The organism is Plantactinospora mayteni, from assembly GCF_016862935.1.
GTDB classification, from domain to species: domain Bacteria; phylum Actinomycetota; class Actinomycetes; order Mycobacteriales; family Micromonosporaceae; genus Plantactinospora; species Plantactinospora mayteni.
Genome location: NZ_BONX01000036.1, coordinates 209,115 through 223,437 on the forward strand (window position 1 = coordinate 209,115; position 14,323 = coordinate 223,437).

16 protein-coding genes are annotated in these 14,323 nt (G+C 71.7%); 1 reads left to right on the forward strand and 15 read right to left on the reverse strand.

From position 1 onward, the window contains the following. Positions 1–5 precede the first annotated feature (5 nt). The 9 genes from Pma05_RS26600 to Pma05_RS26640 form a co-directional block, all read right to left on the reverse strand. Complete coding sequence (locus Pma05_RS26600; RefSeq protein WP_203860299.1) at positions 6–1,421, reverse strand: DUF58 domain-containing protein; 1,416 nt, start codon at positions 1,419–1,421, stop codon at positions 6–8. Positions 1,422–1,480: 59 nt separating this feature from the next. Further along, positions 1,481–2,494: an AAA family ATPase gene (locus Pma05_RS26605; RefSeq protein WP_203860203.1), complete on the reverse strand. Its 1,014-nt coding sequence runs from the start codon at positions 2,492–2,494 to the stop codon at positions 1,481–1,483. After that, a complete protein-coding gene (locus Pma05_RS26610) occupies positions 2,491–3,084 on the reverse strand; it encodes a hypothetical protein (protein WP_203860204.1) in 594 nt (197 codons plus the stop codon). The genes Pma05_RS26605 and Pma05_RS26610 overlap by 4 nt, the downstream gene beginning before the upstream one ends. Beyond that, positions 3,081–3,887 (reverse strand): DUF4129 domain-containing protein, encoded by an 807-nt coding sequence (locus Pma05_RS26615; RefSeq protein ID WP_203860205.1) that lies wholly within the window; start codon positions 3,885–3,887, stop codon positions 3,081–3,083. Before Pma05_RS26615 ends, Pma05_RS26610 begins: the two co-directional genes overlap by 4 nt. A 22-nt stretch (positions 3,888–3,909) precedes the next feature. Further along, positions 3,910–4,635, reverse strand: coding sequence for a uracil-DNA glycosylase (locus Pma05_RS26620; RefSeq protein WP_203860206.1), 726 nt, complete (start codon positions 4,633–4,635; stop codon positions 3,910–3,912). A 49-nt stretch (positions 4,636–4,684) separates the two neighbouring features. Next, positions 4,685–5,374, reverse strand: a complete 690-nt coding sequence (locus Pma05_RS26625; protein WP_203860207.1) for a dienelactone hydrolase family protein — start codon at positions 5,372–5,374, stop codon at positions 4,685–4,687. 208 nt (positions 5,375–5,582) lie between these two features. Beyond that, on the reverse strand, positions 5,583–6,614 hold the full coding sequence (locus tag Pma05_RS26630; RefSeq protein ID WP_203860208.1) for an HAAS signaling domain-containing protein: 1,032 nt from the start codon (positions 6,612–6,614) through the stop codon (positions 5,583–5,585). After that, positions 6,611–6,943 carry a PadR family transcriptional regulator gene (locus tag Pma05_RS26635; RefSeq protein ID WP_203860209.1) on the reverse strand — a complete coding sequence of 111 codons (333 nt, stop codon included), beginning with the start codon at positions 6,941–6,943 and terminating at the stop codon, positions 6,611–6,613. The genes Pma05_RS26630 and Pma05_RS26635 overlap by 4 nt, the downstream gene beginning before the upstream one ends. 146 nt (positions 6,944–7,089) lie before the next feature. Beyond that, positions 7,090–8,622, reverse strand: a complete 1,533-nt coding sequence (locus Pma05_RS26640) for a DHA2 family efflux MFS transporter permease subunit (RefSeq protein WP_203860210.1) — start codon at positions 8,620–8,622, stop codon at positions 7,090–7,092. 166 nt (positions 8,623–8,788) lie between these two features. Between Pma05_RS26640 and Pma05_RS26645 the strand changes: the two genes are divergently transcribed. Beyond that, complete coding sequence (locus Pma05_RS26645; protein WP_203860211.1) at positions 8,789–9,262, forward strand: MarR family transcriptional regulator; 474 nt, start codon at positions 8,789–8,791, stop codon at positions 9,260–9,262. Between the two features lie 111 nt (positions 9,263–9,373). Here the strand turns inward: Pma05_RS26645 and Pma05_RS26650 are convergent, their stop codons facing one another. From Pma05_RS26650 to Pma05_RS26675, 6 genes are all read right to left on the reverse strand, one after another. After that, complete coding sequence (locus Pma05_RS26650; protein WP_203860212.1) at positions 9,374–10,198, reverse strand: SAM-dependent methyltransferase; 825 nt, start codon at positions 10,196–10,198, stop codon at positions 9,374–9,376. Between the two features lie 149 nt (positions 10,199–10,347). Next, the gene (locus Pma05_RS26655) at positions 10,348–11,034 is read right to left on the reverse strand and encodes a hypothetical protein (protein ID WP_203860213.1); all 687 of its coding nucleotides are present in this window, start codon (positions 11,032–11,034) and stop codon (positions 10,348–10,350) included. Further along, entirely contained in the window at positions 11,031–11,939 is a 909-nt protein-coding gene (locus Pma05_RS26660; RefSeq protein ID WP_203860214.1) for a carbohydrate kinase family protein, read from the reverse strand. Before Pma05_RS26660 ends, Pma05_RS26655 begins: the two co-directional genes overlap by 4 nt. A 2-nt stretch (positions 11,940–11,941) precedes the next feature. Then, the gene (locus Pma05_RS26665) at positions 11,942–12,373 is read right to left on the reverse strand and encodes an NUDIX hydrolase (RefSeq protein ID WP_203860215.1); all 432 of its coding nucleotides are present in this window, start codon (positions 12,371–12,373) and stop codon (positions 11,942–11,944) included. Positions 12,374–12,454: 81 nt separating this feature from the next. Next, the gene (locus Pma05_RS26670; protein ID WP_203860216.1) at positions 12,455–13,618 is read right to left on the reverse strand and encodes a radical SAM/SPASM domain-containing protein; all 1,164 of its coding nucleotides are present in this window, start codon (positions 13,616–13,618) and stop codon (positions 12,455–12,457) included. Beyond that, entirely contained in the window at positions 13,615–14,310 is a 696-nt protein-coding gene (locus tag Pma05_RS26675) for an AAA family ATPase (protein WP_203860217.1), read from the reverse strand. The genes Pma05_RS26670 and Pma05_RS26675 overlap by 4 nt, the downstream gene beginning before the upstream one ends. Between the last annotated feature and the right edge of the window lie 13 nt (positions 14,311–14,323).

The window sequence follows — 14,323 nt, forward strand, 5'->3', positions numbered from 1 at the left end:
GGCCCTCACCGCAGCGCCGGCCGGGGTGCGGAGGCGAGCCGGGCGACGTCCCGGAGTACCAGGTCGAGGCTGCCGGCCCCGGCCCAGGTGACCACCGGCACCCCGTGCTCGCGGAGCTGCCCGATCGTGGTGTCCCGGTCCAGCCGCCAGAGCCGGTGCGCCAGCTCGGTCCACTGGCCCCGCTTCGGCGGTACCGCCGACGGCGGCAGGGTGTCCACCGCCACCACGAACCGGCCGGACCGGGCCAGCCGGGCCAGCATCGCCGCCGAGCGGGCGTCCACCAGCGGGGTGAGCACCACCACCAGGGCGTTCGAGGAGAGCAGGTGCGGGCCGAAGACCTGGTCGTACGGCTCGTGCGGGGACTGTTCGACCCGGACGTCGAGCAGCCACTCCAGCAGGGTCAGGTATTGCCGCCGGCCGGTCGCCGGGCGGAGTCGACGGGCCGACGGACCGTATTCCAGCAGCGAGACCCGGTCGCCCCGGTGCAGGTAGTGCTCGGCGATCGCGGCGGCGGCCCGGACGCAGGTGTCCAGCACCGAGGCGCTGCCCCGGATCCCACCCGAGCGGCCCGCCTCGGCCAGCACGTCGAGCAGCAGCACCACCTCGGCGTCCCGGTCGGAGAGCATCGCCGCCACGTGCAGTTGCCGGGCCCGCAGCGAGACCCGCCAGTCGATCCGGCGCAGCCGGTCCCCCGGCCCGAAGATGCGTACCCCGGCCAGCTCGCCGCCCTCGCCCGGGCGCCGGGACCGGTGCCCGCCGACCAGTCCGGCGGCCCGGGGCATCGCCTCGTCCGCGTCGAACGGCTCGGTGACCGGATAGACCGGCACCGCGCGGGCCTCGCTGAGCACGGTCTGACTCGCCAGCAGCCCGTCGCAGGCGATCGCCCGCACCGCCGCCGGCCCGAGCGAGTGCCGGCCCCAGCGCAGCGTCCCGCCGCGCAGTTCCAGGTCGGCGACGGTGCCGCCCGGCACGGTGAAGCCGTAGGGGCGGTCGGTGGCGTCCCGGCGGCCGGGCCGGGTGGCCTCGTCGGACCCGTCCGCCGGGGCCGGGCCGTCCGCCCCGGGACCGTCGGACGCGAACCGGACCTCGTCGATCCGCAGCCAGGACGAGACCACGGTACGGACCAGTACCAGGTCGTAGCCGACCTCGTCGCGGTTGCCGACGCTGATCCCGGCGAGCAGCGCGCCCCCCTCGACCAGGTTGGTGTCCTCGGCCCCGATCCCGATCTCCGGCGGCCGGACCGGACGGCGGCGCAGCGCGTACGCGGTGCCGAGCGCGAACGGGGCGGCCAGCACCACCAGGTCGATCCGGCCGAGCAGCGCACCGGCCACCAGGAAGAGCCCGGTGAGCAGTACCGCCCGGCCGAGTGCCCGGGTGGAGACCCAGTCCGGCACCGGGCCGTACCCGGGCGACGCCGACACGGCAGGGGCGACCGCCCGCTGTCCGGGGACGGCGGGTCGCAGGGTCGGGCCGGTGGAACTCACGTCGCGCGTGCCCCGGCCGGGCCGGCGGCATAGCTGGGCAGCGCACCGCTGGCCGGCGCGGGCGTGGTCTCCAGCACCTCGTTGACCACGAACGACGGGTCGACCCGGCGCAGCCACATCTCCGGGCGCAGCGTGATCCGGTGTGCGAGCACCGGCACCGCGACCGCCTTGACGTCCTCCGGGATCACGTAGTCGCGGCCGGCGAACGCGGCGATCGCCCGGGCCAGCAGCAGCAGGGCGAGCGAGCCCCGGGGCGAGGCGCCGACGAGTACGGAGGCGTGCTCCCGGGTGGCGGCGGTCAGCGCCACGATGTAGCGGCCGATCGAGTCCTCCACCACCACGTCCTCCAGGGCCGCCTGCATGCCCCGGAGCAGCTCGGCGTTCACCACCGGTTTCAGCTCCGCCTCCTCCTGGCGGCGGGCCATCCGACGGCGGAGTACGTCCCACTCCTCCTCCGGGCCCGGATAGCCGAACGAGACCCGGAGCAGGAACCGGTCGAGCTGCGCCTCCGGCAGCGGATAGGTGCCCTCGTACTCGATCGGGTTGGCGGTGGCGATCACGTGGAACGGCGGGTCCAGCCGGTAGGTGACGCCCTCGACCGAGACCTGCTTCTCCTGCATCGCCTCCAGCAGCGCCGCCTGGGTCTTCGGCGGCGTACGGTTGATCTCGTCTGCCAGCAGCAGGTTGGTGAAGACCGGCCCGGCCCGGAAACTGAAGTCGGCGGTGCGCTGGTCGTAGAGGAACGAACCGGTGACGTCGGCGGGGAGCAGGTCGGGGGTGAACTGCAACCGCCGGAAGTCGAGCCCGAGCGCCTGGGCGAAGGAGCGCGCGGTCAGCGTCTTGCCGAGCCCCGGCAGGTCCTCCAGCAGCACGTGCCCGCCGGCCAGAATGCCGGCCAGCACCAGCTCCAGCGCGTCCCGCTTGCCCACCACGACCGTGCCGACCTGGTCGAGTACGGCCTGCGCCAGCCGACCCACGTCGAATGTGCTGACCTGGTCCGCGTCTGTCATAGCTTCTCCAATGTGGCGACGATCGCCGCGAGGTCGCGCGGCGCCGGGGTGCGCTTGGGAGGCGTGTCGAGAAAGTTCCACAGTGGCTCGCCGAGCAGCGCCCGGGCCCGCTCCGGGTCGGTGGCCCGGGTGACGCCGTGCCGCTGCCGGAGCAGCTCGTCGACGAGTTCGCCGAGCACCGGCAGTACCGCCCGGGCGAACCGCTCCGGCTCCCCCTGCGACCAGCTCAGTTTGGCCTCCCAGCGGTTGACCGAGCTGCCCAGGGCGTCCCGGACGGTCCAGTTGTAGCTGCCGTCCTCCTCGCCGTGGTCGGCGGGGCGGCGGAGCCGGATCGGCACCGGTGGTGGCGGGGCGAGGGTCCGGGCGAGCCGGCGCAGCAGCAGCAGGGCGAGGAAGCCGGCGAAGACGGCGGCGACGGAGACCCCGACCCCGACCATGCGCAGCCCGAGTACGACCGCCGCGGCGAGACCGGCCGCGGCCAGTCCGAGCCGCAGCCAGCCGGCTACCCGACCGCGCCGGCGGACGGCCGTCGGCTGCTGCTCCTCCTCGTCCTGGAGCAGGTCGAAGATGCTGGCGCTGGATCCGCTCACCCGGGCCTGCCCTCGGCCTGCGCCCGCTCGCGGTCCGCCCCCACCCGGCCACCGCCGGAGGTGAGTTCGGTACGCAGTCGGCGCAGTGCGGCCAGGGCCTGGGCGCGCATCCGCTCGTCGACGGTGTGCGTGGCGTACCGGGCCTCGCGGTAGACGTCGGCGAACGCGGCCAGCACGTCGGCGCTGACCGGCCGGCCGGCGCCGAGCAGCCGGGTGACCAGGTCGGTCGGGGTGTCCCCGGGCCGGCGTTCGACCCCGGCCGCGGCGGCGGCCTGCTCCAGGCGTACCCAGCAGGCGATCACCGCCTTGCGCGGGTCGGCGTCGCTGTCGGAGAGGTCGACCAGTCCGGCGTCGAGCGCGGCGACCACCTCCTCGGCGGTCTGCTCGGCGGAGCGGAGCTTCCGGGCGCCCGGGCGGACCAGCCCCCGGCGGCGGCGCAGCAGGTCCCGGGCCAGCGCCCAGAGCAGCGCGGCCAGTACCGCCACCACCACCGCGCCGCAGAGCACGGTGCCGACCATCGGGACCCAGTCGGGCAGGTAGTTGCCGGGCTGACCGGGCGCGGCGCTGCCGGTCGGCTGCTCCACCCCGGCGGGCTGGGCCGGCTGCTCGATCGTCGGCACGAGGTCGGCCGGCGGCTCGACCCGGGTGAACCCGATCGACGAGTGCGCGGCGGCGAGTGCGGCCAGCGCCAGCAGCCCGGCGACCGCCGCCAGCGGCCAGAGCGTCCGGAGCAGGCCGGCGGTGAGGCTGGACCGGGGCGGGTGCGGTGCCGGGCGGGCACGACCGGAGTGCCCGTCGGTCATCACACCGCCCTCCTGAGCCGTCTTAGTGGGAGTCCTCCAGCCCGGCCAGGTGCCGGGCCCGGGCGAACACCTCGTCCAGCATTGTCGGTGTGAGCCGCCCGGTAAAGGTGTTCTGCTGGCTGACGTGGTAACAGCCGAGCAGCTGCGGGGCGGCCTCGCCTCCGGACCAGTGTGCCCCATGCCCGAACGCGGGTCGCGGGGTGGGCGGGCGCAGGCCGTACACCCGGCGGAGCACCGGCCACCACGCCGCCCAGGCGAACGCACCGAGCGTGACCACGACGCGCAGGGTGGGTCTGATCAGGTCGATCTCCCGGTGCAGCCAGGGCGCGCAGGTGTCCCGCTCCGCCGGGGTGGGCTTGTTGTCCGGCGGGGCGCAGCGGACGGCGGCGGCGATCCGGGTGTGTCGCAGCGCGAGGCCGTCGTCGGCGGCGACGCTGGTCGGCTGGTTGGCCAGACCGGCCCGGTGCAGCGCGGCGAAGAGCACGTCGCCGGAGCGGTCACCGGTGAAGATCCGCCCGGTCCGGTTGCCGCCGTGCGCGGCCGGGGCCAGCCCGAGGATGGCGATCCGGGCGTCGGCGACGCCGAAGCCGGGGACCGGGCGGCCCCAGTATTCCTGGTCGCGGAAGGCGGCCCGGCGGACGGCGGCGACCTCCTCCCGCCAGGCGACCAGCCGGGGGCAGGCGAAGCAGTCGGCGACGGCGCCGTCCACCTCGGCCAGGTCGCCCGCCCGCGCCGCGCGGGCGAGCACGTCCCCGGGGGTACGCGACCGCCGGTCGGATCCGGCGGTTCGGTGCGGTTCAGCCAAGTCGGGCCCGGAAAAGTTCCAGGGTACGGGCCCAGGCGCTGGCCGCCGCCCGCTGGTCGAAGACCTCCGGCCGGTCGTCGTTGAAGAACGCGTGCCGGGTACCGGGGTAGTCGTGGGTGGTGCAGTCACCGCCGGCCGCCTCGATCGCCTGGCGGGCCGCCTTCACCCCGTCGGCGGCCGAGGTGCCGTCCTCCTCCGAGCAGTGGATCACGGCGGCCTTGCCGGCGTAGTCGGACCACTCGGGGCGCATCCGCTCCCAGGGCAGTACCGGATAGAAGCCGGCGGTGGCGACGATCCGCTCGGAGAGCGTGGCCGACCAGAGTGCGAGGCTGCCGCCCGCGCAGAAGCCGACGCAGCCGACCTTGTCGCCGGCCGCCTCGGGCCGCTCCGCCAGATAGTCGGCGGCACCGGCGATGTCCCGGGCGGCCTGGTCCATGGCGAGGCCCATCAGGAGCTTGCCGGCCTGGTCGGGCTCGGTGGTGGTGGCGCCGTGGTAGAGGTCGGGGGCGAGCGCCACGAAGCCGGCCTCGGCGAACCGGTCGGCGACCGACGTGATGTGCGGCACCAGTCCCCACCACTCCTGGATGACGATGACGGCCGGACCGGTCGCGCCGCCGGGCGGCAGCGCCAGGTAGCCCTCGCTGGTCCCCCCGTTACTCCGGTAACTCACCATCTCGCCCATCGGTGGCCCTCCTGTCGGTCAGTCATCGTTGGCTGGTCGCAGAGTTCTACCCACCCAAAGTCCGGTGGTCCGGGTCTTGCGTGCCGGGTGTTCGGGTAGCCTGCCACGCCCAGCGAGGGGACGGAAGCCAACAGCGACGTGGCGTACACCTCCTGTTGCCGAGGTGTACGCCACGTCGTCGACCGCCCCGGGGGAGCGGGTTCGCGGTCTAGTCGGTCGGAGTGGGACTCGGGGTCGGCCCGCCGCTCGGGGTGACGGTCGCCGCCGCACCGCTCGGAGTGGCCGGCGGCGCGGTGCCGTCCGGGGTGGCCGACGGGTCGGTCGGCACGGCCGGTGTGACCGGTCCCGTGGCCGGTGGGGTGGTCGGTCCGAACCGGAACGGCGCACCCTCCGGGCAGTACGGGTAGGTCATCCGGCTCAGGTCGCCGTAATCCGGCATGGTCTCGTAGCGCTGCTGCGCCTCGGCGCACCACGCGCTCCCCAACCGGATCGGCTGACCGTTCTGGTCGAAGAGGCGTACCCCCTCCAGCAGCCGGCCCTGGCCGTCGTAGACGTAGACGTCCTGCACTCCGCCGTACTGGTCGGTGTAGACCTGCTCGTAGGGGATCGGGTTGCCGCCACCGCCGGCCCGGCTGTCCAGCTCGGCGAAGCCGGCCAGGCCGAACAGGACCAGCAGCGCCGCGCCCAGGTTGAGGACCAGCCTCGGGCGCCGGCCCATCCGGTCGGTGCGCCGGCCGAGCCAGATCGACCCGGTGATGGTCACGGCGAGCAGCAGCAGTGCGGCCAGGCTGCTGCCGCCGAGCCGGGGCAGCAGGCCGAACGAGGTGCCGGTCAGCAGCACTGTGATCAGCATCGCGGCGAGGTAGCCGCGCAGGATCCACCAGGCGGGGCGGAGCAGCCGGAGGAAGTCGCTGAGCCGGGGGTAGCCGAGGACCGGGCCGAGCCGGGTGTCGGCGGCGTGGACCCGCTCCCGCCCCTTGCGGACCGCCGCGCCGATCCGCTGGTCGAGGTTGGGCGTGGCGGCCGGCACGGTGACCCCGGCGGCGTTGCGCAGCTCCATCGCGTACGCCTCGGGCGGGCCGAGCCGCTCGTGGAGTGATCCCTCCCCCTCGGCGGCCACCTCGGCGAGGTGCTCGGGAAGGTCTTCGAGCAACTCGTCGCGGACGGCCGGTGGCAGGTCGGCCAGCGCCTCGCGGACCTGCCCGACGTACCGGGCGATCTCCTGCTCGGTCACGGTCATGCCGCCATCCCCTTGTCGTCGAGCAGCGTGTCCATGGTGGTGGCGAAGGAGCGCCAGATCTTGCCGGACCGGAGGAGCTGGTCCCGCCCCGCCGGGTTGAGCGCGTAGTACTTGCGATGGGGGCCCGACTCGCTGGGCACCACGTAGGTGGTGAGCAGACCGGCCTGGAAGAGCCGGCGGAGCGTGCCGTAGACGGAGGCGTCGCCGATCTCGTCGAGGCCGGCGGAGCGGAGCCGGCGCATGATGTCGTAGCCGTAGCCGTCCTCGTCCTTCAGCACGGCCAGGACCGCGAGATCCAGCACGCCTTTGAGCAACTGGGTCGTGTCCACGTCGGTGATACTACTATTCAATGCGCAGTACCGCCAACGCGGCAGTAGCGTGGCGGATGGCGTGCGGCACGGGCTCGGCACAACTGGCGCCGCCCTCCCGCCGGTGGCGGAAGGGCGGCGACGGACCGCAGTGGGGTGGAGAAGGTTCAGTGCATGGCGACCGGGACCGGCGTCTCGGCCTGCTCCGGCGTCGCGGGCTCGATCCGCTTGCGCGGCAGCAGCAGCGCCGGGACGACGCAGAGGACGATCAGCACCAGCGCGATGATGTACGTCTGGCCGAACGCGTCGGCCAGCGACGCCTGCCCCTGGGTGAGCACCTCCGGCGGTACCTGCTCGCGTGGCACCCGCCCCTGGGTGACCGCGCTGTACGCGGTGGCCGCCTGGCTCTCCAGCACCCGGTTGGTGAGGATGACGGACATCACGGCGGTACCGATCGACCCGGCGGTCTGCTGGACGATGTTCATCATCGTGGAGCCGCGGGCCACCTGCTGGTGGGTGAGGCTGGCCATCGCCGCCGACATCATCGGCATCATGGTCATGCCCATCCCCATGCCCATCACGAACAGCCCACCGAGGAGCAGCCCGTACGAGCTGTCGGCGGTGATCTGGGTGAACGGGGAGAGCCCGAGGGCGATCAGCACGATGCCACCGAGCACCAGCTTGCCCGGACCGATCCGGTCGGTCAGCCGGCCGGCGATCGGCATGGTGAGCATCGCGCCGATGCCCTGCGGCGCCAGCAGCAGGCCGGCGTCGAGGGTGCCCTCGCCGCGTACCTGGAGGAAGTAGCTGGGCAGCAGCAGCATCGCGCCCATGAACGCCATGGTGAACAGCGTCATCGTGACGACCGAGATGGTGAGGTTGCGGTTCTTGAACAGCCCCAGGTCGATCAGCGGGTGGTCCTTGCGCAGCGCGTGGAAGACGAACGCGATGATCAGGACCAGGCCGACGATCGCCGGGAACAGCACCTTGGCGGCGGCCACGGTGCCGGCCTCCGGGATCGAGGAGACGCCGTAGAGGAACAGCGCAAGACCCGGCGAGAGCAGCAGCATGCCGACGAAGTCGAAGGACTCGGAGGGGTGCGGCTCGTCCTTGGGCAGCACCCGCAGCGCGAGGACGAAGGCGATGATGCCGACCGGCACGTTGATCAGGAAGATCCAGTGCCAGGAGACCGCCTCGATCAGCCAGCCGCCGAGGATCGGGCCGCCGATCGGGCCGAGCAGCATGGGTACGCCGAGCACGGCCATCACCCGGCCGACCCGGTGCGGGCCGGCGGCGCGGGTCATGATCGTCATGCCGAGCGGCATCAGCATGCCGCCGCCGAGACCCTGGAGCGCCCGGAAGACGATCAGTGGGCCGATGTCCCAGGCCACGCTGCACAGTGCCGAACCGCCGAGGAACAGCACCAGGGACAGCAGGTAGAGGCGCTTGGTGCCGAACCGGTCGGCCGCCCAGCCGGTGATCGGGATCACGGTGGCCAGGGCCAGCGTGTACGCGGTCATCGTCCAGGCGACGGTGGCGTAGCTGGCGTCGAACTCGCGCTGGAAGGTCGGCAGCGCGACGCTGACGACGGTGACGTCGAGGATGGACATGATGGCGCCGAGCACCACCACACCGGCGACTCTCAGGACACCGGGATCGAGCTTGTCGCTCCCGGCGTCAGGTTGGACGGCCACGGACATGCGGCTCGCTCCTTCTCCCCGTGAAATAAAGTTAGGCCGACACTAACAGTTCGCCCGTAGCGAAGTATTCTGGGGGCGGCGCCTGCCTGGTAACCTCCGCTGACCGCGGGGGGCATGGCCGCGTTGCGGCTGACCGTCGCCGCCGTCTCGTGCTCTGGAGGAATCGATGGGTGACCGGGACAATCTCATCGCCCAGATCATGGAGACGCAACGAGAGATGCAGCACCTTTTCGCCAACGACCCGGCGAATCCGCTGTTCACGTTGCACCTGACGTTACCGCAGCTCAAGGCGTTGCTGGTGCTCTCGGCCCACGGCAGCATCGCCGGCCAGGAACTCAGTACGGCGATGGGTGTGAGCCTGGCCACCATGACCGGGATGGTGGACCGGCTGGTCGCGCAGGGCCTGGTCACCCGCCGCGAGGACCCGCACGACCGCCGGGTACGCCGGATCGAGCTGAGCGGGCCGGGGCACGACCTGGTCGACCGGTTCGCGACGGCCGGCGCGGAGAAGATGCGCCGGATCCTGGACCGGCTCTCCGACGACGAGCTGCGTACCGTCGCACAGTGCAGCGCGCTGCTGGTGAACGCGGTCGCCCAGGACCCCGACATGCCCGGATGTATCGGCGGCTTCACAGGTTGAGCCCGGCCGCCCGGTAGCCCGCCGCTGCCGCGTGCGCTACCGCAGTCCCGTGGCCTACCGCTGTCCGGTGGCCCTGCCGCTGCCACGTGGCCCTACCGCCGGTCCGTGGCCCTACCGCTGGTCCGGGGGCGTCAGGTGTCCGGCGACACAGAGCAGGGATGCGGTCCGGGTGGTTGCCGAGGTGACGGCGGTGGCGGCGAAGCCGTGCTCCGCCAGTGTCGCCGGCAACCGTTTCACCAGCTCCGCGACCCGGGTCGCCGCCGGCGGCTCGTAGCACAGATAGAGCCCGCCGGTCGGGCGCAGGAGTCGCCGCAGCAGGGTGAGTTCGGTGGCGGGCGACCGGGTCCAGAACAGGTTGACGTTGACGGCGAAGATCTTGTCGAACCGCTGTCCGTCCAGTTCGGACTCCTCCAGCGCGCCCAGCCGGACGACGGCCCGCCCCGCCGCGATGTGGTCGAGGTTGCGCCGCTCCGCCTGCTGGATCGCGGCCGGTGAGCGGTCGATCGCGGTGATCCGCCCGTCGACCAGCCGATCGCAGACCAGCGACACCGCGACGCCGTTGCCGCAGCCGATCTCCAGCAGTTGGTCACCGGGCGCCACCTTCAGGAGATCGACCGCCCACCGCAACCGCTCCGGCACCGCGCTTCCCGCCATCAACGGACTGTACGAGCCGGCGAGGCGCAGCCGTGGCCTGGCCCAGGCGAGGAACCGGGCGTACATGGCGGCCGGGTCGGGGCCGGGCTGCGGGTTCAACCGGTAGAGATCGTCGACCGCGTCCTGGAGCATCGTCGCGAGATAGACGTGCAGGCCGACCGGATCGGCCGAGTATTCGACCGTCAGGGTGGAGCGGGCCACCGGGCAGGGCCACGGCCGGACACAGGCCCGGCAGAGCCAGATCGGCCGCTGCGGCAGGTGCGGGCGTACGACGGACGGCATCATGACCTCCCGGAGTGGGAAGGGGTCGCCGGCCTCCACCGACCGGCGACCCCCGCAGGCCACGCCCGGGACCTACACCTCTGTGTCAGCCGAACGCGACCGCCTGCGGAGTCTGGACACGGCCAAGGGCCGGGTGATCGGGAGACCGCTCAGCGGTGGTTCGGCGTCGCAAAGATGCCGGATGCCTGTAGCGCGGAAATGCGCTCGCGCAGTTGGTTGTCGCTCATGCGCTTGGCTGCGGCGGCTTGCGGTGTCTCGCTGGCAGCTCCGTACTGCCACCAGGCTTGACCGGTGGCGCGATCGGTGACGACGAAGCGCTCCTTGACAGCGGGCCCGCGCACGATCAGGGTCACGGTCTCGCCGTGCGCGGTCACCGAGTGGATCATGCTGTGGTGCAGCGTGTAGGTGTCGCCGCGCTCCTCGGTGCGGATCATGCTGGGAGTCAGCGCCGATACGTCTACCTGGTCGGTGAAGTCGTGGTCGGTGCGGTAGAGGGTGTGGGTGTAGGAGCCGGTCAGGATGCGGCTGGTGTAGGTCCAGCGGTGGTTGTGCGGCCGGTCGAAGTAGCCGTCGAGGAAGACATGCAGGCGCAGCCGCCATCCGGTCGGATCGTCATGCAGAACGAGCTTGTCGAGGATGTCGTAGTGCTCGCACAGCCTGGCTAGGTGGGCGTCGTCCGGGACTCGTTGCATGAGGTCGGCCAGGATCGCCCGATCGGCGGCGAGCCGGTCGAGGAGCTGTGTAGCGGCAGCGTTGACAGAGGGAAGATCGTCCCAGTCCAGCCCTGACAGCGGGCTGAACATCTCGGTGTAGGTGCTCGGGGCGGCAGTGGTCACGGCAGGTCCTCCTTTACGAGGCTGATGTGGGTGCGTTGCTGGGGGATGTGCCTGACGGCTGCGCAGTGGGCGGTTGCGATGGCGCAGGCTGCGTGCAGGGCTTCGGCGAGCCCGGCCCCGCGGAGGTGGGCGTGGGCGAGGCCGCCGGAGAAGGCGGCTCCGGCGCCATGGGTGTGACGGATGGCCATGCTCGGTGCGCTGACGTGAGCCGTGCCGGTGGCAGTGCGGGCGAACGCGCCGTGCTTGCCGAGCGTGATGACGATGGCGTCGGCGGCGATCCGCTCGTGAAGCGCGGTGGCGAGGCTGTCGGCTTGGTCGGCGTTGGCTTCGTCGAGGTTGGTCTGCACGTACGCGACATGACGATTGTTCGCGGCCGATGCCACGGCTTCGGATAGCGGGTCACCGCCGAGGTTGAGCAGCAGTGGTGCCTGGCTGGCGGTGATCGCGGCAGCTGCCGCGAGGTCGATGATGCGATAGCAGTCGACGTAGGCGAGGCGTGCCGTGGTGAGCGGTGTCGGGTCGGCGGCGTTGAGTTGGTCGGTGGCGGTGCCGAGCCAGGCGAACCAGGTTCGGGTGCCCGCCTCGTCGGTCACGATGGTCAACTGGGGTGTGCCCGGCCCGGACATCGCGAGGGGTACGGCTTGATGAGCCACGCCGATCGTGTCGAGGGTGTGCAGCACGGCCAGGCCGGCGGGGTCGAGGCTGACCGGGTTGCTGACGAGGTTGGCGCGGGTTCCAAGCTGCCGTGCGGTGAGCGCGGCGATGGGCGCGTCTCCGGCCAGCGACGGGATGATCTGGGTGACCTGGGTTCCGCTGTTGGCGGCCGGGTAGGCGGTGACGCCGAAGACCTGGGCGTAGGCGAGGTAGCCGAAGCACGCCAGATCTGGTCCCGTCGCTGGCGTCACGGCTACCAGCCCCGCTCTGAATACCGTTGCCCGGCGGCCACGTGGCGCAGCGCCTCGGCCACGTAGGGCACCACGTTGGCGGGCAGGTCGGCCAGGTCGTAGAAGTTCCAGCCTGCGCACTTGTCCGGCTCAGTGTTGGTGATCTCGCCGGTCCAGGAGCCTGCCTCGAAGAACAGGGCGACGCGGCCGGAGTTGGTGTAGTGGTGCATGAGGTGCACCAGCCGCAGCTCGTCGGATTTGATGAGAACGCCGATCTCCTCTTCGGCTTCCCGTGCCGCGCCCGCGCGGGCGGACTCGCCGTCTTCAAGGTGACCGGAGGGCAGGCCGAGCTGTCCGTCTGCCCAGCCGGTGTTCTGGCGCTCGCCGAGCAGGACGCGGCCGTGTTCGTCGCGCAGGATGAGGTGCAGGTCGATGCATGCCTGGTAGCGGCCCATGAGTGACTCCCTGTTGATCGTGGATGGGGCTGCCTCACGGTGGTGACGCAGGTTGCATTCTTTGCTGGGTAAGCGGCCTGGTCAGGTTGCCGGGCCGGTGGGCACATCGGCTTTCCAGAGGCGGCACACGGGCACGATGTCCGGCTCGACGGCGCACGAGGCCGCGCCCATGACCAGTTCCTCGGCGGGGCAGCCGCCCATGCAGGAGCCGCTGACCTTGCACGATCCGCAGCTCGCCTTGGTGAGCACCTGGGCGAACAGGTCGAATTCGTTGGCGTCTTTGTTGAGGACGACCTTGCCGTCGATCATGTTGGCGAAGTGCAGGTCGGTGTCGAACAGGAACGAGCACACGTAGGCCCGCCCGTCCGGGAAGATCGAGATCCGGTCGAGGGTGCGTCCGATGCAGCCTCGGTAGCCATCGGCGGCGTACTGTGTCATGCGCTCGCGGCGGGCGTAGGTGGGCTGGTACCAGATACGGGTCTTGTGGCCTGAGCCGACCCGTTCGAGCTGCTCGTAGAAGTCGATCCATTCGGCGGGCTGGACGCCCCACTCGGCGGCTCCGTGTCCGGACCCGATCACGGAGAAGACGTGGTACTTGACCAGCGACGCGCCCAGTTCGTCGGCGATGTCCAGGAGGTTCAGGCAGTCGCCGAGGTTGGCCTTGTTCACCGTGCAGATAATGCGGGTGTCGAAGCCGCGCCGGCACAGCTCGGCGACCGTGCCGAGGGCCTGCTCGAAGGTGCCCGCGCCGCGTACCTGGTCGTGGGTTTCCGAGCTACCGCCGTCGAGGCTGATCTGCACGTACGAGAAGTCCTCGGGCTCCATCTGGGCGAACTTCTTCGCGGCCGGGCCGAGGCCGTTGCTGGTGGTGATGACGTGCTCGTAGCCGAGTGCCTTGGCGTTGCGGATGATCGGGGTGTAGTCGGGGTGCAGGGTGGGCTCGCCGCCCAGGATGGTCAGCTTCGAGCCGCCCATCTGCCGCCAGGTGGTCAGCGTCTTCATCACCGCCTCGTATGGCATCTTCAGCGCCCGTTCCAGGCGCTCGCCCATGTTGCAGTGCTCGCAGCGCAGTTGGCAGGCCTCAGTGATGTAGAGGTAGACGTTGCGAAAGCGCCCGTACGGGATCTTGTCGATCCGGTTGGGGTGGGTACCGAAGGCTGAGGCGGGCAGGCGGGCGTTGCCGTAGGCGTCGGTCACCGCCGCGCGGTCGCGGCGCAGGGCGGGCATAGGCAGGACAGTGGTCACTTCGGGCTCCCTGGGTGAGACGCGGCTCGATAGGCCGGGGCGGGATCGGTCAGGACGGCTACCAGGCACCTCGCCAGACGAGACGCCATGGGCGCGGAGTGGCCGGCGGGTAGGACCAGGTGCGGGATGTGCAGCCGGGCAGCCGCTGCGGCGATCTTCGGCCGGTTGCACAGGTAGCGGGCCAGGCGAAGCGCGTGGATATGGGGGTTGTCGGTGTCGCGGCGCTTCAGTACACCGCCGCACAGGGCGCATCGCGCCGGATCGGAAGCGGCTGGCCGAGCAGGGGCGTGACGATCCGGCCCGCAACTTCGGCACACCCTTCTGGCCGCTACCCGCGCGGCTAGGGTGGGCGCATTGGCCCGTAACTCCAGAATGTTCAGGCGCCGGCCGAGGGAGGTGGCGATGGAGGCGAGATGGCGCAGTTGGCTTGCGGTGCCGGGGAAGTTGTCCAGCAGGATCGGCTCACCGCCCGTCGGAAAGCGGTGTTCCAGGAACATCCCCCGAAGAACCTCGACGACGGCTTCGTCGCTGATCCAGCCAAGCGGATCGGTGCTGGGAGGCAGGTCGGCCAGCAGATCCGGACAGCACCGAATCGCCTCGCGCAGCCGGAACACCGACACTCGCTCGTGCGCTGCGAGCGCCGTGACAACGCTGGTCTTTCCTGAGCCGGGCGGCCCGATGACGGCGATCATGCTTCGCGGCGAG